Source organism: Mesorhizobium sp. M6A.T.Cr.TU.017.01.1.1, from assembly GCF_004023115.1.
GTDB lineage: Bacteria > Pseudomonadota > Alphaproteobacteria > Rhizobiales > Rhizobiaceae > Mesorhizobium > Mesorhizobium mediterraneum.
This window is the reverse complement of record NZ_RZTA01000039.1, coordinates 26,832-52,468: the sequence shown is the minus strand read 5'-3', so window position 1 is coordinate 52,468 and position 25,637 is coordinate 26,832. Positions and strand designations below refer to the sequence as shown.

The 25,637-nt window shown below is 64.3% G+C and carries 20 protein-coding genes and 1 pseudogene; 7 read left to right on the top strand and 14 right to left on the bottom strand.

What is annotated here, in order from left to right; all coding sequences use genetic code 11:
- A pseudogene (locus EOB36_RS15140) lies at window positions 1-319 on the bottom strand (ABC transporter permease); the annotation flags it as partial.
- Window positions 316-1,143, bottom strand: coding sequence for an ABC transporter ATP-binding protein (locus tag EOB36_RS15135; protein WP_127206358.1), 828 nt, complete (start codon window positions 1,141-1,143; stop codon window positions 316-318). The gene EOB36_RS15135 and the pseudogene EOB36_RS15140, both read right to left, overlap by 4 nt.
- A gap of 274 nt (window positions 1,144-1,417) precedes the next feature.
- On the opposite strand from EOB36_RS15135, the gene EOB36_RS15130 reads away from it, so the two are divergent.
- A complete protein-coding gene (locus EOB36_RS15130; protein WP_128285152.1) occupies window positions 1,418-2,362 on the top strand; it encodes a MurR/RpiR family transcriptional regulator in 945 nt (314 codons plus the stop codon).
- A 198-nt stretch (window positions 2,363-2,560) separates the two neighbouring features.
- Window positions 2,561-4,348, top strand: coding sequence for an NAD(P)/FAD-dependent oxidoreductase (locus EOB36_RS15120; protein WP_128285151.1), 1,788 nt, complete (start codon window positions 2,561-2,563; stop codon window positions 4,346-4,348).
- 147 nt (window positions 4,349-4,495) lie between these two features.
- On the opposite strand, the gene EOB36_RS15115 is transcribed toward EOB36_RS15120, so the two are convergent.
- Together EOB36_RS15115 and EOB36_RS15110 are read right to left on the bottom strand one after the other, a co-directional pair.
- Window positions 4,496-5,725, bottom strand: coding sequence for an amidohydrolase/deacetylase family metallohydrolase (locus EOB36_RS15115; RefSeq protein WP_128285150.1), 1,230 nt, complete (start codon window positions 5,723-5,725; stop codon window positions 4,496-4,498).
- A 21-nt stretch (window positions 5,726-5,746) separates the two neighbouring features.
- Window positions 5,747-6,112: a RidA family protein gene (locus tag EOB36_RS15110; protein WP_128285149.1), complete on the bottom strand. Its 366-nt coding sequence runs from the start codon at window positions 6,110-6,112 to the stop codon at window positions 5,747-5,749.
- Between the two features lie 254 nt (window positions 6,113-6,366).
- On the opposite strand from EOB36_RS15110, the gene EOB36_RS15105 reads away from it, so the two are divergent.
- The gene (locus EOB36_RS15105; RefSeq protein ID WP_128285148.1) at window positions 6,367-7,125 is read left to right on the top strand and encodes an SDR family oxidoreductase; all 759 of its coding nucleotides are present in this window, start codon (window positions 6,367-6,369) and stop codon (window positions 7,123-7,125) included.
- Window positions 7,126-7,197: 72 nt separating this feature from the next.
- Window positions 7,198-7,683, top strand: coding sequence for a hypothetical protein (locus EOB36_RS15100; RefSeq protein ID WP_128285147.1), 486 nt, complete (start codon window positions 7,198-7,200; stop codon window positions 7,681-7,683).
- A gap of 243 nt (window positions 7,684-7,926) precedes the next feature.
- On the opposite strand, the gene EOB36_RS15090 is transcribed toward EOB36_RS15100, so the two are convergent.
- On the bottom strand, window positions 7,927-8,355 hold the full coding sequence (locus EOB36_RS15090; protein ID WP_128285146.1) for an Lrp/AsnC family transcriptional regulator: 429 nt from the start codon (window positions 8,353-8,355) through the stop codon (window positions 7,927-7,929).
- A 125-nt stretch (window positions 8,356-8,480) separates the two neighbouring features.
- On the opposite strand from EOB36_RS15090, the gene EOB36_RS15085 reads away from it, so the two are divergent.
- A complete protein-coding gene (locus EOB36_RS15085) occupies window positions 8,481-9,584 on the top strand; it encodes a saccharopine dehydrogenase family protein (RefSeq protein WP_128285145.1) in 1,104 nt (367 codons plus the stop codon).
- Window positions 9,585-9,920: 336 nt separating this feature from the next.
- Here EOB36_RS15085 and lpdA read toward each other — a convergent pair whose 3' ends face one another.
- The 4 genes from lpdA to EOB36_RS15060 form a co-directional block, all read right to left on the bottom strand.
- Window positions 9,921-11,318, bottom strand: a complete 1,398-nt coding sequence (lpdA, locus tag EOB36_RS15080) for a dihydrolipoyl dehydrogenase (RefSeq protein ID WP_128285144.1) — start codon at window positions 11,316-11,318, stop codon at window positions 9,921-9,923.
- A 272-nt stretch (window positions 11,319-11,590) separates the two neighbouring features.
- Window positions 11,591-12,961, bottom strand: coding sequence for a dihydrolipoamide acetyltransferase family protein (locus tag EOB36_RS15070; protein ID WP_128285143.1), 1,371 nt, complete (start codon window positions 12,959-12,961; stop codon window positions 11,591-11,593).
- Window positions 12,962-13,196: 235 nt separating this feature from the next.
- On the bottom strand, window positions 13,197-14,210 hold the full coding sequence (locus tag EOB36_RS15065; protein WP_095484793.1) for an alpha-ketoacid dehydrogenase subunit beta: 1,014 nt from the start codon (window positions 14,208-14,210) through the stop codon (window positions 13,197-13,199).
- A gap of 2 nt (window positions 14,211-14,212) precedes the next feature.
- The gene (locus EOB36_RS15060; protein WP_128285142.1) at window positions 14,213-15,445 is read right to left on the bottom strand and encodes a 3-methyl-2-oxobutanoate dehydrogenase (2-methylpropanoyl-transferring) subunit alpha; all 1,233 of its coding nucleotides are present in this window, start codon (window positions 15,443-15,445) and stop codon (window positions 14,213-14,215) included.
- A 435-nt stretch (window positions 15,446-15,880) separates the two neighbouring features.
- On the opposite strand from EOB36_RS15060, the gene holA reads away from it, so the two are divergent.
- Window positions 15,881-16,927 (top strand): DNA polymerase III subunit delta, encoded by a 1,047-nt coding sequence (holA, locus tag EOB36_RS15055; RefSeq protein ID WP_128285141.1) that lies wholly within the window; start codon window positions 15,881-15,883, stop codon window positions 16,925-16,927.
- A 307-nt stretch (window positions 16,928-17,234) separates the two neighbouring features.
- Here holA and EOB36_RS15050 read toward each other — a convergent pair whose 3' ends face one another.
- The 5 genes from EOB36_RS15050 to mnmE all read right to left on the bottom strand — a co-directional run bounded on the left by EOB36_RS15050 (window position 17,235) and on the right by mnmE (window position 23,301).
- Window positions 17,235-18,119 (bottom strand): ParB/RepB/Spo0J family partition protein, encoded by an 885-nt coding sequence (locus EOB36_RS15050; RefSeq protein WP_128285140.1) that lies wholly within the window; start codon window positions 18,117-18,119, stop codon window positions 17,235-17,237.
- Between the two features lie 68 nt (window positions 18,120-18,187).
- Window positions 18,188-18,988, bottom strand: a complete 801-nt coding sequence (locus tag EOB36_RS15045; protein ID WP_128285139.1) for a ParA family protein — start codon at window positions 18,986-18,988, stop codon at window positions 18,188-18,190.
- 36 nt (window positions 18,989-19,024) lie between these two features.
- On the bottom strand, window positions 19,025-19,660 hold the full coding sequence (gene rsmG, locus EOB36_RS15040; RefSeq protein ID WP_128285138.1) for a 16S rRNA (guanine(527)-N(7))-methyltransferase RsmG: 636 nt from the start codon (window positions 19,658-19,660) through the stop codon (window positions 19,025-19,027).
- On the bottom strand, window positions 19,657-21,531 hold the full coding sequence (gene mnmG, locus EOB36_RS15035) for a tRNA uridine-5-carboxymethylaminomethyl(34) synthesis enzyme MnmG (RefSeq protein ID WP_128285137.1): 1,875 nt from the start codon (window positions 21,529-21,531) through the stop codon (window positions 19,657-19,659). The genes rsmG and mnmG overlap by 4 nt, the downstream gene beginning before the upstream one ends.
- Before the next feature lie 441 nt (window positions 21,532-21,972).
- Window positions 21,973-23,301 carry a tRNA uridine-5-carboxymethylaminomethyl(34) synthesis GTPase MnmE gene (gene mnmE / locus EOB36_RS15025; RefSeq protein WP_128285135.1) on the bottom strand — a complete coding sequence of 443 codons (1,329 nt, stop codon included), beginning with the start codon at window positions 23,299-23,301 and terminating at the stop codon, window positions 21,973-21,975.
- 64 nt (window positions 23,302-23,365) lie between these two features.
- Here mnmE and EOB36_RS15020 point away from each other — a divergent pair, with 64 nt between their 5' ends.
- On the top strand, window positions 23,366-25,399 hold the full coding sequence (locus EOB36_RS15020; RefSeq protein WP_245467800.1) for a thioredoxin domain-containing protein: 2,034 nt from the start codon (window positions 23,366-23,368) through the stop codon (window positions 25,397-25,399).
- Window positions 25,400-25,637 lie beyond the last annotated feature (238 nt).

Genomic DNA, 25,637 nt, shown 5'->3' with positions numbered 1-25,637 from the left:
TGATGGCGCCGATCGAGAAGCCGGAAACAAGCTCCACCAGCGTGTATCCGAGATGCGGCGCAATCAGTGGGAATTCGTCGAACAGCGCGTAGGCGATCGCGCTTGGCGCCGGCATGATGTAGTGCGGCACATTGAAGAGCCGCAGCGCCAGCTCGATGCCGCCGATGATGATCACCGCGACCGCGATGATGGCGGCGACCTCGGCACCCGACCTGATGCCGGGGCCGCTGGCGAAGGCCGAAAGATTGGTCAGGCTGACGTCGTGCCCGTCGCCCGACTTTGTCTTCGAGAATTCCGGTATGGCGTCGCCTCCGCTCACGGCCTGATCCTCACAATTTCGGCGGTGCCGCGCTCCCGCGCCTTCGGCCGCACGCGTTCGCCGACAATGTCCATCTTGATCGTGTTGGTGAGATCGAAGACCTCCTTCGTCGCCATGATCTCCAGCGAGCGCGGGCGTGGGAATGGCACGCGATATTCCTTGGCGACGCGCCCCGGCCGCGCGCTCAGCACCACCACCCTGTCGGAAAGGAAGATCGCCTCCTCGATGCTATGGGTGATGAAGACGATGGTGGTTTTGGTATCGAGCCAGATCTCCTCGACGAGACGGTTCATCTCCTCGCGGGTAAAACTGTCGAGCGCGCCGAAGGGCTCATCCATGAGCAGGACGGAGGGCTTCAGCGCCAGCGCCCGCACGATCGCCGCGCGCTGCTGCATGCCGCCCGAAAGCTCGCGCGGAAACTTGCCGCCGAAGCCGTCTAGCCCGACGCGATTGACGAGGTGGGCAATCCAGGCGCGATCCGGTTTCTCGCCTTTGATCTCGAAGGGAAAATGGATGTTGGCGTCGAGATTGCGCCAGGGCAGCAGGTTCGCCTCCTGGAAGACGATGCCGATATCCGGATGCGGCCCGGTGATCTCTCTGCCGTCGAGCCGGATGGTCCCGCTGGACAGGCGATGCAGCCCGGACATCGACCACAAAAGGGTGGTCTTGCCGCAGCCGGAGGGGCCGACGATCGAGACGATCTCATTGGCGTGGACGTCGAGGCTGCAACGGTCCAGCGCCAAGAGGTCGCCGGAAGCCGTATGATAGATCTTGGTCGCGTCCTGCACGCCAAGCTTCGGGGTTTTTGCACTGCCCGCGTTCATGCGCCCCTCGGAGATTGCGCGATGATCCAGTGGGTCATACGGTCGCAGAAATCAGTCTGTAACTATCCTACTTTACTGTCAAGCGGCGACCGTCGCTATCGCTGGCAAGATCGCTAGGGCCAGCCATATCTGTTTGTTTAAATTACATTTTCTATTTCTTGAAAAGCTTGTTGCTTTCCTACATACTTCGGAAACACGTCGCGTGAAGCGGAGCAGGCAAGCGGTGCGCAAACATGGTAGAGGTCGAGTTCCACGAACGTCAGGGGAATGACTCATGACCGAAGCTGAAGGCCATGCACGACTGACTTCGGATGGCGAGCCGGATACACGCGACCATGTCAGGCGCATCCCCGACATCATCTCGCTGGTCAAGGACTCTTACAGTGAGCTGCGCCCGGCGGAGCGCCGCGTCGCCGACGTCGTGCTCGACGACGTCAGGTTCGCGGTCGACGCTTCCAATGCCGTGCTCGCCCAGCGCGCCGGGGTGAGCGAACCGACCGTGACCCGGTTCTGCCGCGCCATCGGCTGTGAAGGTGTGCGCGACTTCAAGCTGAAGCTGGCGCAGAGCCTCGTCGTCGGCGCGCTCTATCTGAGCAAGCCGCCGCCCGCGAGCGCCGACAATGGCATGCCGTTCTGGAATGCCGTGTTCGGCGAGGCACGCCGGGCGCTGCAGGAAGCCGAACGGCAGCTCGATCCGGCGCAGCTGGTGAAGGCGGCCGAGCTGATCGCCAAGGCACGCCAGGTCACAGTGTTCGGTCTCGGCGGCAGCTCCTCGGCGCTGGCGCAGGAAACCCAATACCGGCTGTTTCGCTACGGCATCACCGTCAGCGCCCAATGCGACCCCTATCTGATGCGGATGACCGCCTCGACCTTGAAGCCCAGCGATCTGGTGATCGCCATCTCGGCGACGGGACGCACGCGCGAAGTGATCGAGGCCGTCGAGCTCGCCAAGCATTACCGCGCCAACGCGATCGGCGTGACCGCGCCCGACACCGACCTTGCCCGCGCCTGCGATGTCAGGCTGACGGTCGCGGTGCCCGAATATCCCGACACGCTGAAGCCGACCGCCTCCCGCTTCGCCTTCCTGGCCGCGATCGACCTGATGGCGGTGGCGGCCGCCTACAAGCTCGACGGCTCGGCCCGCGAAACGGTCCGCCGCATCAAGTACAACGCCCAGATCCACAGGACGGGCAAGGAGATGGAACCGCTCGGGGACTGAAGGCCCTTTTTCCTTCTCCCCTTGTGGGAGAAGGTGGATTGGCGCGCAGCGCCAAGACGGAAGAGGGGTGCTGGACGGAGTGAGACGTTGGTGTTCCTCTGGAACACCCCTCATCCGTCGCCTTCGGCGACACCTTCTCCCACAAGGGGAGAAGGGAAGACCGGGCAGCGCCGACTTGAAAAGGTAGAAGGACAACAGATGCTCGACATGGCACCATCGAAACAGGCGGCCACCTGGCTTTCCTCCCTCGCCCGCGCGCTCGAGGCGGGCGACGCCGAGGCCGCGACCAATCTGTTCGCCGAGGACTGCTACTGGCGCGACCTGCTGACCTTCACCTGGAACATCAAGACGATGGAAGGCCGCGCGACGATCCGCGACTTGCTGAAAACCACGCTGGCGACGACAAGGCCGACTGCCTGGCAGCTCAGTGGCGAAGGAAGCGCGGACGAAGGCATCGTCGAAGCCTGGTTCACCTTCGAGACGTCATCGGCATGGGGCCAGGGCATCATGCGCCTGCAGGACGGCCAGTGCCGGACGCTGTTCACGGCGATGACCGACCTCAAGGGCTTTGAGGAGCGCAAGGGGCCGGCGCGGCCTCTGGGTGTTCGCCACAAGGCCGATCCGGACCGCGAGACCTGGTCGGAGGCGAGAGCGCGCGAGACGCGTGAGCTCGGCGCCGGCCAGCAGCCTTATTGCCTGGTCATCGGCGGCGGCCAGGGCGGCATCATGCTGGGCGCAAGGCTCAGGCAGCTCGGCGTGCCGGCCATCATCATCGAGAAGAACGCTCAAGCCGGCGATTCCTGGCGCAACCGCTATCGCTCGCTCGTGCTGCACGATCCGGTTTGGTACGACCATCTGCCCTACATCCCGTTTCCAGAAAACTGGCCGGTGTTCACGCCCAAGGACAAGATGGGCGACTGGCTGGAAATGTACACGCGCGTCATGGAGCTCAACTACTGGACCTCCACGAGATGCGTCAGCGCCAGCTATGACGAGGCCGAAAAAATCTGGACGGTCGAGGTCGATCGCGCCGGCGAGCGCATCACGCTGAAGCCGAGGCATATCGTCTTCGCGACCGGCGCCTATGGTCCGCCGAGGCAGATCGACCTGCCCGGCGCCGAGGCGTTCCAGGGCGAGATCCTGCACTCCAGCCAGTATTCCAGCGGCGAGAAATTCCGCGGCAGACGCGTCGCGGTCATCGGCGCGGCAAGCTCGGGGCACGACGTCAGCGTCGACCTTTGGGAAAGCGGCGCTGAGGTGACGATGATCCAGCGCTCGCCGACGACGGTGGTCAAGTCCGACACGCTGATGGAAGTCGGCTTCGAGATCTTTTCGGAAAAGGCGCTGGCGCGCGGCATCACCACCGAGAAGGCCGACATGATCGTCGCCTCGACGCCGTTCGCGCTGCTGCCGCAAAGCCAGCGGGCGCTCTACGACATCATCAAGGCGCGTGACGCGGCGTTCTACGACCGCTTGCGCGGCGCTGGCTTCGCCATCGATTTCGGTGACGACGAGACCGGACTGCTGATGAAGGCCTACCGCACCGGCTCGGGCTACTACATCGACGTCGGCGCTTCGGATTTGATCATCAACGGCGAGATCGGCGTTCGCAGCGGCGTCGGAATCAAGTCGCTGACGCCGACAGGGATACTCTTCGACGACGGCACCGAGCTTGCGGCCGACGTGGTCATCTCCTGCACCGGCTATCAGTCGATGAACGAGACGGTGGCGGCGATCGTCTCGCGTGAGGTCGCCGACAAGGTCGGCCCGTGCTGGGGGATTGGCTCGGGCGTGAGAGGCGACCCCGGACCATGGCAAGGCGAATTGCGTAACATGTGGAAGCCGACCGCGCAGGAGGCGCTATGGTTCCACGGCGGCAATCTGGCGCTGTCGCGTTTTTATTCGAAGTATGTGGCGCTGCAGATCAAGGCGAGGATGGAAGGTATTGAGACGCCGGTTTATGGAGCGCCGGGGGTGAAGCCGTAATCTCCCTCCTTGAGGGGGAGATGGCCGGCAGGCCAGAGGGGGTCGCCGCGCGTCGAGCGCCAACTTCCATCCGTTGCAGGAAGGCGAGCCCGGTCGAACCGACCCCCTCTGTCGCCTTCGGCGACATTTCCCCCTCGAGGGGGGAGATCACCCACGCCCGAAATGCCTAGCCACGACATCGACATGCGTCTCATGCGCATGCGCTTCGAAGCGCTCGGTATCGCCGAGATCGCCTGCCGCCTCGTTCGGCCACCAGGTGCCGCCGATCACGATGCCGTCCGAGATCAGCCTTTGCTCGGCGACCAGCGAGGCGCCGACCGCATCGACAAAGGTGAAACTGCCCGGGCGCAGCCGCAGCACTGCGATATCGCCGACCGCGCCGACCGTAAGCGCGCCAAGATCGGTCCGCCCGATCGCCTCGGCCGGCCGCTGTGTCGCCGCGCGCAGCACCTCGACAAGCGGCATGCCGAGCGCCAGCAGTTTCGACATGCACACCAGGATGTCGAAGGCCGGCCCGTCGACGCAGTAGAGATGCACGTCGCTACTGATCACATCGGGCGCCAGCCCTTCGCTGAGCATCGCCTTGGCAACCTCGAAATCGAACGAGCCCATGCCATGGCCGATATCGAAAATGACGCCGCGCTCGCGCGCCAGCCGCATGTCGGGCCGCACCGCGCCGGAGGCGAAGATCGGCGCGTTGGGAAACGGCCGGAAGCAGTGGGTGAGAATGTCGCCCCTGCGCAGCCGCGGCAGCACTTCCGAGCGGCCCGGCGGCGGCTCGTCGATATGCGCCATCAGCGGCAGGCCGACCTGATCGGCGGCTTCCAGCGCTAGGTCGACCGGCGCAATGCCGCTGGTGCCGCCGGCATGGCGGCCCGAGCGGACTTTGACGCCGACAACCACGTCTGCGTGCTCGCGCACCGCTGCCACCGTCTCGCGCGGTTCGCAGAGCCTCAGATCGCTGCACTCGCCGACCGAAACGGTCTGCGAGAAGCCGAAAATGCCGGCAAAGGAAATGTTGACATAGGCCAGGATGCGGACCTTCGAGCGCTCGATGACGTGACGGCGAAAGCCGAGGAAGTTGCCGGCGCCGGCACTTCCCGCGTCGATGAACGTGGTGGTGCCGCTTTTGGCGGCGAGGAGGTCGGCGTCGACGCCGAGCGAGGTGCCGCCCCAATAGACGTGGCTGTGCAGGTCGATGAGGCCGGGCGCGACGATGGAGCCCGTCGCATCGATGACGCGCGCGGCACGGTCGAAGGGAATGTCGGCATCGATCGCCGCGATGCGGCCGTCGGCGATGGCCAAATCGCGCTGCGCATCGAGACCAGACGCCGGATCGATGACGCGGCCGCCCTTCAGGAGGAGATCAAATTGCATCGGCGTCCGCCTCCGTTCCGCCTAGACCGGCCTGTAGGCGACGGCCTCGACCTCGATCTTGATGTCGATCATCAGCCGCGATTCGACGGTGGTGCGCGCTGGCGGATCCTTTGGAAAATGCCTGGCATAGACGGCATTGAAGGCGCCGAAATCGCTGGCATTCTCGAGCCAGACCGTCGTCTTGACCACGTCGTCCATGGTGCAGCCGGCCAGCGCCAGCGCTGCCTTGACGTTCGCAAGCACCTGCTCGGTCTGCTCGGCTATGCCGCCCTTGACCACCATGCCGTCGCTGCCCACTGGCACCTGGCCCGAGACATAGACCATGTCGCCGGCCCGGACCGCCGGCGACAGCGGCACATGGGATGTTCCAAAACACTGTTTGGGCACGGAAAAGTCTCCTGTTCAAACATTGGCGGCAATCGCCGCAGAGTCCGCGCGGGCTCTTTCGCTGCGCCGGTTTGCCCGTTTCCCGCCAGAAGGTCTACGCCTGTCCGAGCGATTCTCATACAGGCTGTGTTGGAAAGCAACATTTTTTGGAAGTCATGTTGCTTTATTACAAGAGCACCAGCATCCTACATGGCAGGCGGTTGCGCTAAGACATCCGGGAGGCGAGGATTGGCGAGGGAAAAACGAGGAGCCGCATGATCGATTTCGGTGGCCGCAGCGTGGTCGTGACAGGTGCCGCCGGCGGCGTCGGCAGCGCCCTGGTTGCCGTCCTGTCCGCCTGCGGGGCCAGGGTGATCGCCTGCGATCGCGAGGGCACCGACCTGACCGGCGCGGGGATAGAAGAGACGCATCATTTCGACCTGCTCGATGACGACGCCGTCGCGGCATTTGCCAAGCGCATTGGCGAAGGCGCTGCACCGGCGGCGGTCATCTCCAACGCCGGCTGGACGCGGGCGGAAACGCTCGCCGATGTCTCGACGGCAGCCCTCGATCACGAAATGGATCTGAATTTTCGCAGCGCCGCACTGCTGTCGCAGGCACTGCTTCCCGTCATGCGCAACCAGCCGCAGGGCGCCGCCTTCGTGTTCATCTCCTCGGTCAACGCGCAAGCCCATTTCGGCAACCCCGCCTACGCCGCCGCCAAGGCAGCACTCAACGCCTGGATGCGCGCCATCGCCACCGAGGAAGGCCGCAACGGCATCCGCGCCAACGCCGTCATTCCCGGCTCGATCCGGACCGGGGCCTGGGAGCATCGCCTTGCCCACAAGCCGGAGATCCTCGCCGCCGTCGGCAAGCTCTATCCTCTGGGAAGGCTGGTCGAGCCGGTCGAGGTCGCCCGCGCCGCAGTATTCCTGGCGTCGCCCTTTGCCAGCGGCATCACCGGCACGACCTTGAATGTCGACGCCGGCCTGATGGCAAGCAATCTGCCGTTTCTGGACCAGATCGGCGACTGATCGGATCAAGTCGAGCCTTCAATTGACCGAAACATCGCAACACCCAAAACATCGCAATATAGGGGAGCAGAAGTGACCTTCGACAAAAATCCGTTTCCGCCCGGCGACGCCGACCGCCATGCGCTCTGGGAGATGCTGGTGCGGCGCGACATCGACGCCTTCCTCGGCCAGGACTGGACGATGGTCGAGGATGATTTCGTGGCCTCGAGCTTCTTCGGCATGCACGCCCATTTCCTCAGCGATGCGGATGCCTGGCGGCTGCAGTTCCCGACGCTCGCCTCCTATCGCGACGAGTGGCTGCGCCAGGCCGGGGAAACCGCGGCGACCAAATTCGCCGAGCCGCTGCGCGAGGCGCTGTTCCGCATCACCAACATGCGCGACATCGATGTCGACGGCGACCGCGCCGTGCTGCACAAGAAGTTCAACGGCTCGGTCGCCAAGACGGACGGCAGCGCCGAGAGACTGAAATGGCAAACCCTGTATTTTTGCGCCAAAGTCGAGGGTCGCTGGAAAATATCGGGCTTCGTCGGCTACATGCCGCACCCGCTCGGCAGCTAGAGGCCGGCCATCACAACGATGCCGGAACCTTTTGATGCCAGCGGGACAGCGCCCCCCTCTGTCCTGCCGGACATCTCCCCCACATGGGGGGAGATCGGCCGTCATCCCGGCTTTCGCCAATCTCCATCGTTGCAGAAGTGAGCGGGGCGCTGAAGCTGCCAATCTCCCCCCTCGTGGGGGAGATGCCCGGCAGGGCAGAGGGGGGCGCGAAGGATCGCTACAGAACGGCTTTAGTTCTGCCGCTCAGCGGTCGATCCGCGTCGACAGGATGATCGAGGACGACGTCCGCTCGACCCCGTCCATCGCGCCGATCTGGTCGAGAAGCGTGTCGAGATCCTTGATCGACGGCGCGTCGACGATGACGATCATGTCGAAATTGCCGCTTACAGAATGCAGCGTCCGCACCGGTGGCAGCGCCTGTAGGCTGCGCACCACCTTGTCGGCAAGCTTGGGCGTGACGGTGAGCAGGACATGCGCCCGCACCAGTCCCTGTTCGTAATCGGGTGAAAGCCTGACGCCATAGCCGGTGATGATGCCGCGCTGCTCCAGCCGCTCGATCCGGCTTTGCACGGTTGTCCGCGACACGCCGAGCCGCCGCGCCAGCTCGGCCGTCGAGGCGCGCGCATTCGCCCGCAGCAGGGAGAGCAGGGCCTGTTCGGCGTTGCTAAGCACTTTCGACGAACCTCATCGGCATATTAATCAATCAGCCGTTTCGTTTCGCACAATTCCACGCTTCCTTTCGACAGGCAAGCTGCGATTCTGTGCGTCGCAATCAATGTTCGGGCGAGGGAACTGTCATGAAGAAAATCATTGTTGTCGGCGCCGGCAAGATCGGCTCGACCATCGCCGAGATGCTGGCTTCAACCGGCGACTATCACGTCACCCTCGTCGACCGCTCGGCGGCGCAGCTTAGCGCGGCCGAACTGCCTGCCACGGTCGAGACGCTGGAGCTCGACATCGAAGCATCAGGCACGCTCGAAGCGGCCATGGCCGGCAAGTTCGCGGTGCTCAGTGCTGCACCCTTCCACCTGACCACGCGCATCGCCGAAGCGGCGGCCAGTGCCGGCGTCCACTATCTCGACCTGACCGAGGACGTCGTCGCGACCCGACGCGTCAAGGAGCTGGCGCGCTCGGCCAACAGCGCTTTCATCCCACAATGCGGGCTGGCGCCGGGCTTCATCTCGATTGTCGCCAATGATCTCGCCAGCCGCTTCGACACGCTGGAAAGCGTGCGCATGCGGGTCGGCGCGCTGCCGCAATACCCCTCGAATGCGCTGAACTACAATCTGACCTGGAGCACGGACGGCGTCATCAATGAATATTGCGAGCCTTGCGAGGCGATCGTCGAAGGCGAGTTGATCGAGGTGCCGCCGCTGGAGGAGCGCGAGGAATTCTCGCTCGACGGCGTCACATACGAGGCGTTCAACACGTCGGGTGGGCTCGGCACGCTGGCCGAGACGCTGAAGGGCAAGGTGCGCACACTGAACTATCGCACCATCCGCTATCCCGGCCACGCCGCGATCATGAAGGCGCTGCTCAACGACCTCGGCCTGCGCCACCGCCGCGACGTGCTGAAGGACATTTTTGAGAGCGCCCTGCCGGCGACGCTGCAGGACGTGGTCATCGTCTTCGTCACCGTCAGCGGCCGCAAGAACGGCCGCCTGCTCCAGGAGACCTACGCCAACAAGATCTACGCCAAGCGCGTCGGCGAAATAGTGCGCAGCGCCATCCAGATCACCACGGCCTCCGCCATCTGCGCCGTGCTCGACATGCTGGCCGACGGCACCTTGCCGGCGAAGGGCTTCATCAAGCAGGAGGACATCGCGCTCGACGCTTTCCTCGCCAACCGCTTCGGCCATGCCTATGCGCAGCATGAGATGGTTAGCCGGCTGGCGGGGTGAGGTGCCACCTCTGTGGAGAAGGATGGGAGCCGGAAGGAATAAGTTCGCGCCATTCCTCTCCCCCGTCGACCGGGGGAGAGGTGTCGAGCGAAGCTCGACGGAGTGGGGGTCGACCTGGCTCGGGCGCCGTTATTTCAGATCGGGGCGATGCCTCGCCCTAATTGAGCCCCTGTGGTGAGTTGTCAGCGGCGGCGCATTTGAGGACCGGCTTCCCCCACTCCGTCGCTGCTTCGCAGCGCCACCTCTCCCCCTCCGGAGAGAGAGGAAAGGCGCCTGGCGACGTAGGTTCGCGCCGTTCCTCCCCTTGTGTCCAACAAGAGGGAAGGGTGAAGCACCTCAAATATGCAGCGCATGCCCCATCGCCTTCAGCGCCGCTTCCTGAAAACCTTCGCCCTGCGTCGGATGGGCATGGATGGTGCCAGCGATGTCCTCCAGCCGCGCGCCCATTTCCAGCGCCAGGCCGAAGGCCGTCGACAGTTCCGACACGCCTTGGCCGACCGCCTGGATGCCGAGCACAAGATGGTTGTCCGCCCGGGCAACGACCCGGACGAATCCCTCCTCACCCATCTTCGTCATGGCGCGGCCATTGGCGGCGAACGGAAACAGCCCGACCTTGATCTCGTCGCCGAGGGCCTTTGCCTCGTCCGGCGACAGGCCTGCGGTGACCAGCTCCGGATCGGTGAAGCAGATGGCGGGAATGCAGCGCTTGTCCCAGCTGCGCTTGTGGCCGGCGACGATCTCGGCGACCATTTCGCCTTGCGCCATCGCCCGATGCGCCAGCATCGGCTCGCCAGTGACGTCGCCAATGGCAAAGATACCGCGCATCGAGGTGCGGCACTGGTCGTCGATGCGGATGAATTTCCCCGCCATGTCGAGGTCGATCTGGTCCAGCCCCCAGTCTTCGATCACCGGCTTGCGCCCAACGGTGACCAGGATCCTGTCGGCAGCGATCTTGGCATTCTTGCCGTCCTTCGTCTCGACCAGCAGCGCATCGCCCTTAGTCGACAGCCCCTTGGCCTTGGCGCCCACCAGCACCTCGATACCGAGCTCGGTGAGCCGCTTCACGACCGGCCGCGTCAGCTCTGCATCATACAGCGCCAGCACGCGCGGCAAAGCCTCGACCACGGTCACCCTGGCGCCCATCTTGGCGAAGGCAATGCCGAGCTCGAGCCCGATATAGCCGCCACCGACGACGGCAAGCCTTTCCGGCACTTCGCTCAGCCCAAGCGCTTCGGTCGACGAGATCACCGGCCCACCAAACGGCAGCGACGGCAGCTCGACCGGCGCCGAGCCTGTCGCGATCACCACCGTCTCGGCGCGGACCACCTGCATCCCGGTCTCGGTCTGGACCTCGACGGTCTTGCCGTCGCGGAATTTCGCCCAGCCGTGCACGGTCTTGACCCCGGCCTTCTTGAGCAGGCCGGCGACGCCACTATTCAGTCGGCTAACAATACCGTCCTTCCAGGCGATGGTGGCTTCGAGATCAATGGATGGTGCTGCGATTGAAATGCCGAGCGGGCTCTTGCCGCCGGCCATGTGGGAGATTTTCTCGAACTCCTCGGCCGCATGGATCAGCGCCTTGGACGGAATGCAGCCGACATTGAGACAAGTGCCGCCCGGTTTGCCGAACTCGACGATAACCGTGTCGATGCCGAGCTGGCCGGCGCGGATGGCGCAGACATAGCCGCCAGGCCCGGCACCGATGACGAGCAGCTTGCAGGAGATTTCTTTCATGTTGTGACCCTAACTCGTCGCCGCACTCGATCCGAAGAAACGTTCTGTAGCGATCCTTCACGCCCCCCTCTGCCCTGCCGGGCATCTCCCCCTCAAGGGGGGAAATTGGCAGCTTTGGCGCTCCGCCTAGTCTTGTAACGCTGGAGATTGTCGAAAGTCGGGATGAGAGCCGATCTCCCCCCTTGAGGGGGAGATGTCCGGCAGGACAGAGGGGGGCGCGAAGGATCGCTACCGCTCTCATTCTGCGCCACTGCGATCCTCTGTTCATGGCACTAATCCACAAAAATCAGCGCCGGGGTCTCCAGCAGCGTCTTGATCCGTTGAATAAACACCGCGGCGTCCCAGCCGTCGATGACGCGATGGTCGAAGCTGGAGGACAGGTTCATCATCTTGCGCGGAATGAACTGGGTTCCGTCCCATACCGGCCGCACCATCATCTTGTTGACGCCGATGATCGCCACTTCCGGGTGATTGATCACCGGCGTCGTCGCGACGCCGCCCATGGCGCCGAGCGAGGTGATGGTGATGGTCGATCCCGAGAGCTCGTCGCGCGTCGCCGTGCCTGATTTGGCCGCCTCGGCCAGCCTGACGACCTCGGCGCCGCAGTCCCAGATGTCGCGCGCCTCGGCGTGCTTGACCACCGGCACCACCAGCCCCGAAGGCGTCTGCGCGGCGATGCCGATATGGACGCCGCCATGCTGGTGGATGATGCCGGCCTCGTCGTCGAACAGCGCGTTGAGGTTGGGCTGGTCGGCAATCGCCCTGACCATCGCCCGCATCAGGAACGGCAGCAGCGTCAGCTTCGGCCGTTCCGCGCCGCCGCGCTTCTCCTTGTTGAGCGCGGCGCGCAGATCCTCGAGCGCGGTGACGTCGATCTCCTCGACATAGGTGATGTGCGGGATGCGCGACTTGGCCAGCGCCATTTTCTCGGCGATCTTGCGCCTGAGCCCGATGATCTTGATGTCCTCGACCGCCTCGTTGCGGGCGAGGCCGGAGACTTTCGCGAGCTGCGGTCCACGCGCCAGAAACGCCTCGATGTCCTCATGCTGGATGCGGCCGGCCGGGCCCGTTCCCGCGACCTGCCGAAGATCGACGCCGGCCTCTTTCGCTCTCAGGCGGATAGCGGGCGACGCCAGCGGCTTTTCACCTTCGGGGCGCGGCGCGCTGCTAACCCTGGACCTGACGCCGTCATCCTCGGGCTCGTCCCGAGGATCTTCCGACCTCTCGGAACTGGTCGCGTCATATCCGTGTGGGACGGCGGACCCTCGGGACGAGCCCGAGGATGACGGCGCTAAATTGAGTGATGACGGCTCCAAGCCCGAGGACGGGCGCGCCCGTGCATCGTCAGTACCGTCCGCCGTAACGTCCGCAAGCGCCTCGCCCGCGCTGACATTGCCCTCGCCCGCCACCTTCAGCCGCACGATCGGCGAGCCGATCGCCACCGTGTCGCCGATCTCGGCGCCGAGCCACAGGATCTCGCCGTCGACAGGCGACGGAATTTCGACCGTCGCCTTGTCGGTCATCACAGCGGCAAGCACGGCGTCCTCGCGCACGAGATCACCGACCTTGACCTGCCATTCGACGAGCTCGGCCTCGGCGACACCTTCGCCGACATCGGGCAGCTTGATTACATATTCGCCCATCGTCAGGCCTCCCCTACCGAGGCGTTTGCGCTGCCCCTCACCCCTGCCCATTCCGGGGCGAGCCGCTTGTCTCGCCCGTCCTTCGGACCCCCGTGAAGAACGGGGAGAGGGGGATCGCCTACGTGGCGGCCAGCCCCTTCTCCCCGTCCCTCACGGGGAGAAGGGGCTGGCCGGCAGATGAGGGGCGGCGCCATGGTTGGCAATTGGTCCGAAGCGATTGCTCTGCCTCCCATCTTCAGGCCTCCATCGTCTCAAGCAAGGCCCGGCCAAGCCGGGCGGGGCCTGGAAAATAATCCCACTCCTGCGCGTGCGGATAGGGCGTGTCCCAGCCGGCGACCCGCGCCACCGGCGCTTCCAGATGATAGAAACAATTTTCCTGCACCAGCGCCGACAGCTCGGCGCCAAACCCCGATGTCAGCGTCGCCTCGTGCACGACCACGCAGCGGCCCGTTTTTCTCACCGAGGCGACAATCGTCTCGAGATCGAGCGGCAGCAGGGTTCTCAGATCAATGATCTCGGCGTCGATGCCGGTCTCCTCGGCCGCCGCCTGCGCGACATAGACCATCGTGCCATAGGCGAGCACGGTGACAGCGGCACCCGGCCGCCGGATCACCGCCTTGCCGAGCGGGACCGTGTAATGGCCGTCGGCGACCTCGCCGAGGTCATGTTTCGACCACGGCGTCACCGGGCGCTCGTGATGACCGTCGAACGGGCCGTTGTAGAGCCGCTTCGGCTCCAGGAAGATCACCGGATCGGGATCCTCGATCGCCGCGATTAGCAGGCCTTTGGCATCGTGCGGATTGGACGGCACGACGACCTTCAGGCCGGAAACGTGGGTGAACAGCGCCTCCGGGCTCTGGCTGTGGGTCTGGCCGCCGAAGATGCCGCCACCGGTCGGCATCCTGACCACGATCGGACAGGTGAAATCGCCGTTCGACCGGTAACGCAGCCGCGCCGCCTCCGAGACGATCTGGTCGTAGGCCGGATAAACATAGTCGGCAAACTGCACCTCGACGCAGGGTTTTAGGCCATAGGCGGCCATGCCGATGGCCGAGCCGACGATGCCGGCTTCGCTGATCGGCGCATCGAAGCAGCGGCTCTTGCCGTACTTCGCCTGCAGCCCTTGCGTGCAGCGGAAGACGCCGCCGAAAAAGCCGACATCCTCGCCATACACGATGACGCGTTCGTCGCGCGCCATCGACACGTCCATGGCATCGCGGATCGCCTCGATCATCGTCCGTCTTGGCATGATCAGACCCCTGCCTGCTGGCGCTGGCGCCTGAGATGCGGCGGCATCTCGGCATAGACGCCCTCGAACATGTCGCGCGCCGAGGGCTTGCCGCCGGCATGCAGCGTGCCGTGCCGCTCGGCCTCCCTTTGCGCCGCGATCACCGTTTCGAGGATTTCTGCCTCGGCCTGGGTGTGGCGCTCGTCAGACCAGACGCCGCGCTGGATGAGGTGGTTTTTCAGCCTGACGATCGGGTCGCCGAGCGGCCATGCGTCGGACTCGGCCTTCGGCCGGTAGGCGGACGGATCGTCGGAGCTCGAATGCGCGCCGACGCGGTAGGTGACGTATTCGACCAGCGTCGGCCCGAGATTTTTCCGCGCCCGCTCGGCGGCCCATTTGGCCACCGCATGGACGGCGAGGTAATCGTTGCCGTCGACCCGCAGCGAGGGAATGCCGAAGCCGAGACCGCGCGCGGCGAAAGTGCCGGAGCCGCCCCGGGCGATGCCCTGAAAAGTCGAGATCGCCCACTGGTTGTTGACGACGTTGAGCACGACCGGCGCCTTGTAGGTCGAGGCGAAGACCAGCGCCGAATGGAAGTCGGACTCGGCGGTCGAGCCGTCGCCGATCCAGGCGGCGGCGATCTTAGAATCATTGCTGATCGCCGAAGCCATCGCCCAGCCGACCGCCTGGATATATTGCGTCGCCAGATTGCCGGAGATCGAGAAGAAGCCATGCTCCTTCGACGAATACATGATCGGCAATTGCCGCCCCTTCAGCGGGTCGGCCTCGTTCGAATAGATCTGGTTCATCATCGTGACCATCGGATAGCCGTCGGCGATGAGCAGCCCGGCCTGCCGGTAAGTCGGAAAGTTCATGTCGCCCGGCGCCAGCGCCTTGCGGAAGGCGCAGCTCACCGCCTCTTCGCCGAGGTGCTGCATGTAGAAGGAGGTCTTGCCCTGCCGCTGCGCCATCTGCATGCGCGCGTCAAAGCTGCGCAGCGTCATCATGTGGCGCAGCCCTTCCAGCAATTCGTCGTCGGAAAGCAGCCCGGCCCATGGCCCGACGGCTTCGCCGGAGCGGTTCAAGACACGGATGATCGAGAAAGCCATGTCGCGGACGGTGCGCGGATCGACATCGATCTCGGGACGCGGCACCGAGCCGGCCTTGGGGATGGTCACGTCAGAGAAATCCGGCGTCCCGCCCGGCCGCACCTCCGGCTCCGGCACATGGAAGCGCAACATTCCTGTATCGGCCATGACCAAGATCCTCCAATGTTGCCTGGCGCGATAGTTGCACACCGCCGGACCAGTGCCAATTCGTCGGGCAAGGCTTCAGGCCAGCGACGCACCGGCCAGCACTCGCCAAGATGAAGATATGTCGGCGAAATTTCTTGTCGATCTTCCGCCGCCACGCGCAATTTGGCGCATGATTGCGCCGGGTTTCCCGCCAGATGAGCAATTCTCGGCGGATTGAGAGGCTTCGCGCGGCGTCTCCTTCTCCCCTTGTGGGAGAAGGTGGCCGAGCGAAGCTCGGTCGGATGAGGGGTGTTCCAGCCTGGCAAGGACGGCGCTCCGTCCAGCACCCCTCAACCGTCTTGGCGCTGCGCGCCAATCCACCTTCTCCCACAAGGGGAGAAGGAAGAAGGAGCCCCGCCGTTCACCCCGCGCCCGCATCATGCTAACCATCCCCGCATGGCACAGAAGAAAGGTTACGAGGTCGATTCGTGGTTGGCGCGGCCCGATCCGCGCATCTCGATCGTCCTGCTCTATGGTCCCGATCGCGGGCTCGTCGCCGAGCGGGCGAAGGCCTTTGCCGGCAAAACCGGCCTGCCGCTCGACGATCCGTTCTCGGTGGTCAGGCTGGACGGTTCGGAAGTCGATCGCGACGAGGGCCGCCTGCTCGACGAAGCCCGCACCGTGCCGATGTTTTCAGAGCGGCGCCTGCTCTGGGTGCGCAATGCCAGCGGTCAGAAAGCGCTTGCCGACGACGTCAAGGCGCTGACCGCGGAGCCGCCGCAAGACGCCATCATCCTGATCGAGGCCGGCGACCTGAAGAAAGGCGTCGGGCTGCGGGCCATCGTCGAAGCGGCCGACATTGCCATGGCCTTGCCGTGCTACGCCGACGAGGCCCGCGACATCGACACGGTCATCGACGACGAATTGCGCAAGGCCGGCATGTCGATGACGCTGGAGGCGCGCCAGGCGCTGCGCCGGAACCTCGGCGGTGACCGGCTGGCCTCGCGCGGCGAGATCGAGAAGCTGGTGCTTTACGCCCATGGCCAGACCGAGATCGGCATCGAGGACGTCAAAGCGACATCGGGCGACGTCTCCGGTCTCTCCTTCGACGACGCCGTCGATGCCTTGCTCGAAGGCAAAGTCGGCGACTTCGACATGGCCTTCACCCGCCACTGCCAGTCCGGCGGCCAGGCTTTTCTGGTGCTGTCGTCGGCGATGCGGCAGCTGCAGGCGATCCAGGCGATGCGCGGCCAGATGGACACCGGCGGCCGCAACGCCGCTTCGGTCGTTGCCGCGGCGCGCCCGCCGGTTTTTTTTACCAGGCGCAAGCTGGTGGAGAAGGCCCTCGAACGCTGGAACAGCGAGGCGCTTGGCCGCGCTTTGACCAGGCTGCAGACGGCGGTCCTGCAGACGCGCCGACGGCCGGATCTGTCGGTCGCGCTGGCACGGCAAGCGCTGCTCGGCATTGCCGTGGAGAGTGCAAGGCTGGCTCAGCGCGGATGATCTCCCCCCTTGAGGGGGAGATGTCGCCGAAGGCGACAGAGGGGGTCCCAGCGCGTGGAATGCCGACGCCTTTCGCGACGACAGACGACGTAGGCGCTAGATGTGAGCCGACCCCTTCTGGCCTGCCGGCCATCTCCCCCTCTAGGGGGGAGATCAGCAGCCTCGGCGATTTCGCCAATTACCAGAGCACTGAAAAAGGAAGAGCGGCATTCGCCAGCCCTCGTTGTATTACCAGGGCGAAGATGTCCGCCGGGTTGCTCCTAAGCCGAAGATTATTTGCCGGCTAAAAACAGGCGTGCCTCAGCACCTACCGCTCCTGCTTCAGCCTTCGGCACAATTCATCGAGCTGGTCCAATGTCCGATAGGCGACGCGCAGCACGCCGCCGCGTTCCTTGTGCTCGATCGTGACGATCATGCCTGTCGTGTCGGTCATCAGCTTTTCCAGCGCCAGCGTATCGGCATCCTTTTGCACCGGTTCCGCAGCCGGTCGCTTCACCGTTGGAGCGCCAGCCGGCATCTGCGCCAGCGCTTCGGCCTGGCGCACCGAAAGCCCCTCCTCGACGATCCTCTTGGCCAGGCCCGCCGGATCCTCCGCCGTAACCAATGTGCGGGCGTGGCCGGCCGACAGCGCGCCGTCGACCAGCATGTCGCGGATCACGTCCGGCAGCTTCAGCAGCCTCAGCGTGTTGGCGACATGGCTGCGGCTCTTGCCGATCACCTGGCCGAGATCGGCCTGGGTGTAGCCGTGATCGTCGATCAACTGCTGGTAGCCCATCGCCTCCTCGACCGGATTGAGGTCGGTGCGCTGGACGTTTTCGATGATCGCCAGCTCGAGTGCGGTGCGATCGTTGACGTCGCGCACGATGATCGGGATCTCGCTCAGCCCGGCGCGCTGCGCCGCCCGCCAGCGCCGCTCGCCGGCGATGATCTCGTAGCGGCCAGCTTGCGTCGGCGACGGCCGCGCCACCACCGGCTGCACCACGCCGTGCTCGCGGATCGACTGGGCAAGATCGGTCAGGTCGGCGTCGCCAAAATGCCGGCGCGGATTTTTAGGGTTCGGGCTCAGGAACTCGATCGGCACCTTGCCGTCGGCATTCATGCCTTGCTTTTCCACTGCTGCCGGACGATCGATTTCGCCGATCAGCGCGGCCAGTCCCCGCCCCAGTCTTTTTCTTGAAAGGTCTTCGCTCATCGTCTGTCCAGATCGTTTCGGTATCGAATTATCTTCTGCATACCAGTTCCCAGTTTTGGGCGACTGCATCAAGCGGCGCGCAGTTTGCGCTCGCGGCGGATCACCTCGGAGGCAAGCTGCAGATAGGCCTGGCTGCCGGAGCATTTGAGGTCGTACAGGATCGCCGGCTTGCCGTAAGACGGCGCCTCGGAGACACGCACATTGCGCGGGATGACAGTTTCGTAGACCTTGTCGCCCATATGCGCCCGCACATCCTGCACCACCTGGTTGGCGAGGTTGTTGCGGCCGTCATACATGGTCAGCACGATGCCCTGAATGATCAGATCTGGATTGATCGAGCGGCGCACCTGCTCGACCGTCTCCAGCAACTGGCTCAAGCCTTCAAGCGCGAAGAATTCGCATTGCAGCGGCACCAGGACCGAATCGGCCGCCGCCATCGAGTTCAGCGTCAGCAGATTGAGCGATGGCGGACAATCGATCAGCACATATCCGAATGGGGCGCCACGCTCGCTCGCGGCACGGAGAGCATTGCGCAGCTTGAGCACCCGGTCGGGCGCGGAAGCGATCTCCATCTCGATGCCGAGCAGATCGAGTGTCGACGGCACGATCGACAGCCCGGGCACCGCCGTCGGGATCGCCGCTGCTTCCAGATCCAGATCGCCGGTCAGCACGTCATAGGACGAGACGGTACGGTCCTTGCGGTCGATGCCAAGGCCTGTCGAGGCATTGCCTTGCGGATCGAGGTCGACGATCAGCACCTTTTCGCCAATCGCCGCCAGCGCCGTGGCCAGGTTGATGGCCGTCGTCGTCTTGCCGACGCCGCCCTTCTGGTTGGCTACGGTGATGATTCGGGGGCCATTCTTCATCATGGGTCTATGCCAGAAATTCATTCCGAGGTCGCCGATCTAAGTCAGTTGGCGCAAATCAGACAGTTCGAGGATGACGCCATGAGCGTCGGTCGCGCTGGCATGTTCTACCAGATCGAACGACCATCGTTGAGCGCTTTCTGCCACTTCGGCGCGGTAATCCCGGCCTTTGTGGAACAGGCCGCGCCCGCCCGCCGTCAGCCACGGCGCCGATAGGTCAAGCAACGTCGGAAGCGACGCCAGCGCCCTGGCCGTGACGATTTGAGGTGTCGAAACAAGCGGATAGGCATCGTCGATGCGCCGCGCGATGACTCTCGCCGGCAGATTGAACTGCCCGACGACCGCTTGCAGGAACGACGCTTTTTTCCGGTTGCTCTCAACCAGATCGATGCTGGCGCCGTCACGCTCGGCAAGCAGGAAGGCAAGCACCAGGCCGGGAAAACCACCGCCAGAGCCGAGATCGACCCAGCGCTTCGCGTCCGGTTTGATTCGCGCAAGCTGCGCGCTGTCCAGGATGTGGCGGCGCCAGACATCGTCCTGCGTCGATTGCGCCGCCAGGTTTATCCGGCGGTTCCATTTCTGGAAAACCACCTCGAACTCGACCAGGCGTTCGAATGTTTCACGTGAAACCGGACCTGCAGCCGCTTGCAGGCTCGCCCAGGAGGCAGCGCTCACGCAACATTCCTTCGCGCGGCAGCCTCGGCGTTGCGAACATGCGCGACAATGATTGCCAGTGCCGCCGGCGTCATGCCTTCCATCCGCTGTGCGTCGGCGACGGAACGCGGCTGGCGTGCCAGCATCTTCTGCTTCAGCTCGTTGGACAGGCCCGGCACAGAAGCAAAGTCGAGCGAAGCCGGGATCAGCCGGCTTTCCTCATGCCTGATCTGCGAGACATCAGCCTGTTGGCGATCGAGATAAACCGAATATTTCGCCTCCGTTTCGAGGCGCTCGGCCGTTTTGGCGTCGATGGCGCCAAATTCGGGAGCGGTTCGGGCCAACCAGGCGATATCGACACCGGGATAAGCCAGCAACTCATAGGCCGAGCGACGCACTCCGTCCCTGTTGATCTCCAGCCCATGGCGCGCCGCTTCGTTGGGGGTCATGGTCGTTCCAAGCGCAAGGTCCCTCGCCTTTTCAAGCTCCTGCATGACATCGTTGAAGCGCTGCATCCGCTCCGGTGAAGCGATCCCGAGCTTCGTCGCCAGCGGCGTCAGCCGCTCATCGGCATTGTCGGCCCGCAGCGACAGCCGGAACTCGGCCCGCGAAGTGAACATGCGATAGGGTTCGGCAATGCCGCGGCTGGTCAGGTCGTCGACCATCACCCCGATATAGGCCTCCGTGCGGCTGAGCACGATCTGGTCGCTTGCCGAAGCCTGCCGCGCAGCGTTGAGGCCGGCAAGCAGCCCTTGCGCGGCGGCCTCCTCATACCCGGTGGTGCCGTTGATCTGCCCGGCCAGGAAAAGAGCGCCAATCCGCTTGGTTTCCAGCGTCGGCTTAAGCTCGCGCGGATCGACATGATCATACTCGATGGCATAGCCGGGCTGCAGCATGATGGCACGCTCAAGGCCAGGAATGGTCTTCAGAATGTCGAGCTGAACGTCCTCGGGCAGCGAGGTCGAAATGCCGTTGGGGTAAACGGTGTCATCGTCCAGCCCTTCCGGCTCCAGAAAAATCTGGTGGCCTTCGCGGTCGCCGAACTTGACGATCTTGTCTTCGATGGACGGACAGTAACGCGGCCCGACCCCTTCGATCGAGCCGGAATACATGGCGGAACGGCTCAGATTGGCGCGGATCAGCTCGTGCGTCGCCGCCGTCGTGCGCGTGATGCCGCAATGGATCTGCGGGTTGGCGATGCGGTCGGTCATCAGCGAGAACGGCACCGGATCCTCGTCCGCCGCCTGGCTCTCCAGCGACGCCCAATCGATCGTCCGCCCATCCAGCCGCGGCGGCGTGCCGGTCTTCAGCCGCCCGAGCTTGAAACCCGCTCTGCTCATCGTCGCCGACAGGCCAAGGCTGGCCTGCTCGTTCATGCGGCCGGCAACGATCTTCTTCTCGCCGATATGGATTAGCCCGCGCAGGAAAGTGCCGGTCGTCAGCACCACGGCGCCGCAGGCAAGCCGGCGGCCATCCGCCAGCAGCACCGCTGCTATGCGCTCATTGTCGACTTCGAAATCCAGGACCTCGCCCTCGACCACGTCGAGACCGGCCTGCTCGCGAATCGCCGCCTGCATGGCGAGCCGGTAGAGCTTTCTGTCGGCCTGCGTGCGCGGCCCGCGAACTGCCGGTCCCTTGCGACGGTTGAGCAGGCGGAACTGGATGCCGGCAGCGTCGGCGACGCGCCCCATCAGCCCGTCCATGGCGTCGATCTCGCGAACCAAATGGCCCTTGCCGTTCCCGCCGATCGCCGGATTGCAGGACATGACGCCGATCGTCTCGAAGCGCAGCGTCACCAGAGCGGTTTTGGCACCGGCGCGCGCGGCAGCGCTGGCCGCCTCGCAACCAGCATGGCCGCCGCCCACCACAACCACATCATAGTGATCGGTCATTTTAGAATCCCGCATTCAAGTCGCCCGACACATGTGCCCGTCAGGACGTGGTGTCAAGAATACGTGGAGTTTGGCGGGCAAATCTCTTCGAAGAAGTGGCGAAGCCGGCGCCGTCTTCCCTTGTCCCCTTGTGGGAGAAGGTGGATTGGCGCGCAGCGCCAAGACGGTTGAGGGGTGCTGGACGGAGTGCGGTCGGTGCCATGCTGGAGCACCCCTCATCCGTCGCCTTCGGCGACACCTTCTCCCACAAGGGGAGAAGGGAGAGCGCACAAAAGCTCTAGCGCCGGCGCGCCACGGCTCGCCCCGGAATCAGTGAGGAGCGAACTCAACCTAAAGCGATTGCCCGGCGAATCGTTTCACGTGAAACAATGCCTTCGACGTGATCACTCAGCGTTTCACGTGAATCATCGCGAGCCTTCCCTCCCCAGTGTTTCACGTGAGTCATTTGCCGATGCAGAATTGCGAGAAGATTACGTCCAGCAAATCCTCGACATCGACCGCCCCAACGATCCGGCCAAGCCTATCAGCTGCCAGCCGCAATTCCTCGGCCCGCAGCTCCTGCCCGCGCTCATCCCCTGCCACCGCCGCAAGCAGAAAGCGTTTCGCCTCATTGAGAAGCTCGACGTGCCGCAGCCGCGACGGCAGGATATCGCCGGCCTCGCCGATCTGCGCTGCCGCGCGACGCCCGATCTCCGCCAGCAGCTCCGCCAGCCCGGCACCGTCTCTGGTCGAGATAACGGCATCGTAGCGCGTCGCAAGCGCCGGTGATTCATCTTGCAACAAATCGACCTTTGTCCCGATCCACAATGTCGGGACCTCCGCTGGTATTGTGCCGATCGGGACCGGGTCCACCATATCCTCCAACACGAGCAACAGATCGGCGGTTCCCGCCTTGCTCCTCGCCCTTTCGATGCCAATCGCCTCGATCCTGCCGGGCGTCTCGCGCAGGCCGGCGGTATCCGTCACCCTGACCCGCATCCCCTCCAAATCCAGCACCACCTCGAGCAGGTCGCGGGTCGTGCCGGGCTCTTCCGTGACGATTGCCGCCTCGCGCCGGGCCAGCGCATTGAACAGGCTTGATTTGCCGGCATTCGGCGCGCCGAGGATGACGACCTCAAACCCGTCGCGGATGATCTCGGCCGCCCGGAATCCCTGGACATGACGCTCGATCTCGTCGGTCATCGCGCGAGCATCCGACCAGACCGTCTCTGCAACGGAACCGGGCACATCGTCTTCGTCGGCAAAATCGATCTCGGCTTCGATCATCGCCCGCGCATGGATGAGCCGACGCCGCCAGCCCAGATAGAGCTCGCTCTGCATACCCTCGGCATTCTGCACGGCAAAGCGTCGCTGCGCCTCCGTCTCGGCGTTAACGAGATCGGCCAGCGCCTCGGTCTCGACCAGGTCGACCTTGCCGTTAAGAAAGGCGCGGCGGGTGAACTCGCCCGGCTCGGCATGCCTGACGCCATCGAAGCCGGCGATCGTCTCCAGCATCTTCGCCACCACGGCGCGGCCGCCATGGACATGGAATTCCGCGATATCCTCACCAGTAAAGCTGTTCGGTCCTGCGAAGAAAACGATCAGGCCGCTGTCGAGCACCGATCCGCCCGGCGCCCTGAACTTGCGATAGGCCGCAACACGGTTCTTAACCACTGGACCGGCAATCGTTTCGACGACGAATCGACTTTGCGGACCCGAAATGCGGATCACGGCAACGCCGGCGGGCAGGCGGCCGCTCGACAGGGCAACAATGGAATCACTTGAAATCATTTGCCGACCCAGCACAACCGCCCTAGCTTCGCTTATTCATCGACAATTCGCCGAGTGCCCGACCGTGACATTACCCGCGCAAAATCTGCCCGCGCAAAATCTACTTGCCGAAGAGGCCAGCCCCTATCTGCAGCAGCATAGCGGCAACCCGGTGCATTGGCGGGCGTGGTCGCCGGCGTCGCTCGCCGAAGCAAAGGCGCTGGAGCGGCAAATCCTGCTCTCGGTCGGCTACGCCGCCTGCCACTGGTGCCATGTCATGGCGCACGAAAGCTTCGAGAATGACGATGTCGCCGCCGTCATGAACCGTCTCTTCGTCAATATCAAGGTGGATCGCGAGGAGCGGCCGGACATCGACCAGATCTATATGGCCGCGCTGTCCTCGATGGGCGAGCAGGGCGGATGGCCGCTGACCATGTTCCTGACGCCGGACGGAAAGCCATTTTGGGGCGGCACCTATTTTCCACGCGAGGCGCGTTACGGCCGTCCGGGCTTCGTCCAGGTGCTGGAGGCGGTCGACAAGGCGTGGCGGGAGAAGAAAGAAAGCGTTAACCAAAGCGCCGACGGACTGACCACGCATGTCGAGGCGCGGCTGGCGGGCACGCATGCCAAGGCCGTGCTCGACCGCGACACGCTCGCGAACCTTGCCCAAGGCATCGACGGCATGATCGACAGGGATCTCGGCGGCCTGCGCGGCGCGCCCAAATTCCCCAACGCGCCTTTCATGCAGACGCTTTGGCTGTCGTGGCTGCGCGACGGTAGCACATCGCATCGCGACGCCGTGCTGCTCAGCCTCGAAAAGATGCTGGCGGGCGGGATCTACGACCATATCGGCGGCGGGCTGAGCCGCTATTCGACCGATGCCGAGTGGCTGGTGCCGCATTTCGAAAAGATGCTCTACGACAACGCCCAGCTCATCCGGCTGTGCAATTGGGCCTATGCGGCATCGGGCAATGATTTGTTCCGGGTACGAATCGAAGAGACGATCGACTGGCTCCTGCGCGAGATGCGCGTCGATGGCAGCGCTTTCGCCGCCAGCCTCGACGCCGACAGCGAGGGCGAGGAGGGGTTGTTCTACACCTGGAGCACGGATGAGATCGAAACCGCTCTTGGCGATGAATCAGCGTTGTTTTTCAAACACTTCACGCTTTCCGGCCCACATGGCTGGGAGGGCAAGCCAATCATCCACCAGACCGGAGCGCAGCAAACGCAAAGCGTGGTCGATCGCGACCGGCTCACTCCGTTAAAAGAAAAATTGCTGGCAGCCCGCGAGCAGCGCGTCAGGCCCGGGCGGGACGGGAAAATCTTGACCGACTGGAACGGCCTGGTGATCGCGGCTCTCGCCGAAGCCGGGCGCGCCCTGAAACGGATCGACTGGATCGAGGCGGCGGAACAGGCCTTCGCTGCCATTGCCAGCGCCAGCCGAGACGGCCGCTTGCCGCATTCGATGCTTGGCGCAAAGAAGCTGTTCCCGGCGCTGTCGAGCGACTACGCCGCCATGGCCAACGCCGCGATCTCATTGTTCGAGGCTACCGGCACATCGAGTTACGCCGAGCTGTCCGGCCAATTCATCGCGCAGCTCGACCAATGGCATCGCGACGATGACGACACCGGCTACTATCTCACCGCATCGGACAGCAGCGACGTGCCGATCCGCATCAGGGGCGATGTCGACGAGGCAATTCCGTCGGCCACCGGCCAGATCATCGAGGCCATGGTCCGATTGTCATCGCTTTCCGGCGATCTCGAATTGCAGGACAAGACCTGGAAGGTCGCCGAGCACGCAGCCGGCCGGGCGGCGCATCAGGCCTATGGCCAGGCGGGTGTCGTCAACGCCTGCGCCTTAGCGATCGAGCCGTTGAAACTGGTGCTGGTGGACAGCCCGGAGAATCCAGGGCTTGTTCCGGTTGCGAATCGAAATCCCGACCCGCGCCGGATCGACAATGTTGTGCCGGTCGGCTCGGCAACAAACCTGCCGATGCTGCCAGGCGGCGTCCTGCCGCCAACCGACAAGCCCGGCGCCTGGCTGTGTACGGGGCAGGTCTGCCTGCCGGTGATAACGGATGCAGAGGAGCTTGAGCAGCGGTTGCGGCGCGGATAGGTGAGGTGCCAGAGACGCGGGGCAATCGTCGCAGATTTTGTATTTGCCCTCACCTGTTCCGGGTGTTTGCGCTGCCCCTCAGCTGCCTACCGGCATCCTCTCCCCGTAAACGGGGAGAGGGACACTCTCATCGGCGGTTTCGCCAATCTCCAGCGTTGCAGAAAAAGTGCCAGGGTTCCGGCCAGCCTCTTTCTCCCCGTTTACGGGGAGAAATGCCCGGCAGGGCAATGAGGGGCGG

Excerpts from the sequence above, each read along its gene's own strand:
- EOB36_RS15115 (WP_128285150.1), bottom strand. The coding sequence starts at position 5,725 with ATGCAATTTGATCTCCTCCTGAAGGGCGGCCGCGTCATCGATCCGGCG.
- lpdA (WP_128285144.1), bottom strand. The coding sequence starts at position 11,318 with ATGAAAGAAATCTCCTGCAAGCTGCTCGTCATCGGTGCCGGGCCTGGC.
- holA (WP_128285141.1), top strand. The coding sequence starts at position 15,881 with ATGGCACAGAAGAAAGGTTACGAGGTCGATTCGTGGTTGGCGCGGCCC.
- EOB36_RS15120 (WP_128285151.1), top strand. The coding sequence starts at position 2,561 with ATGCTCGACATGGCACCATCGAAACAGGCGGCCACCTGGCTTTCCTCC.
- EOB36_RS15085 (WP_128285145.1), top strand. The coding sequence starts at position 8,481 with ATGAAGAAAATCATTGTTGTCGGCGCCGGCAAGATCGGCTCGACCATC.
- EOB36_RS15070 (WP_128285143.1), bottom strand. The coding sequence starts at position 12,961 with ATGGGCGAATATGTAATCAAGCTGCCCGATGTCGGCGAAGGTGTCGCC.
- mnmG (WP_128285137.1), bottom strand. The coding sequence starts at position 21,531 with ATGACCGATCACTATGATGTGGTTGTGGTGGGCGGCGGCCATGCTGGT.
- mnmE (WP_128285135.1), bottom strand. The coding sequence starts at position 23,301 with ATGATTTCAAGTGATTCCATTGTTGCCCTGTCGAGCGGCCGCCTGCCC.
- EOB36_RS15130 (WP_128285152.1), top strand. The coding sequence starts at position 1,418 with ATGACCGAAGCTGAAGGCCATGCACGACTGACTTCGGATGGCGAGCCG.
- EOB36_RS15050 (WP_128285140.1), bottom strand. The coding sequence starts at position 18,119 with ATGAGCGAAGACCTTTCAAGAAAAAGACTGGGGCGGGGACTGGCCGCG.
- EOB36_RS15060 (WP_128285142.1), bottom strand. The coding sequence starts at position 15,445 with ATGGCCGATACAGGAATGTTGCGCTTCCATGTGCCGGAGCCGGAGGTG.
- EOB36_RS15045 (WP_128285139.1), bottom strand. The coding sequence starts at position 18,988 with ATGATGAAGAATGGCCCCCGAATCATCACCGTAGCCAACCAGAAGGGC.
- EOB36_RS15135 (WP_127206358.1), bottom strand. The coding sequence starts at position 1,143 with ATGAACGCGGGCAGTGCAAAAACCCCGAAGCTTGGCGTGCAGGACGCG.
- EOB36_RS15105 (WP_128285148.1), top strand. The coding sequence starts at position 6,367 with ATGATCGATTTCGGTGGCCGCAGCGTGGTCGTGACAGGTGCCGCCGGC.
- EOB36_RS15065 (WP_095484793.1), bottom strand. The coding sequence starts at position 14,210 with ATGCCAAGACGGACGATGATCGAGGCGATCCGCGATGCCATGGACGTG.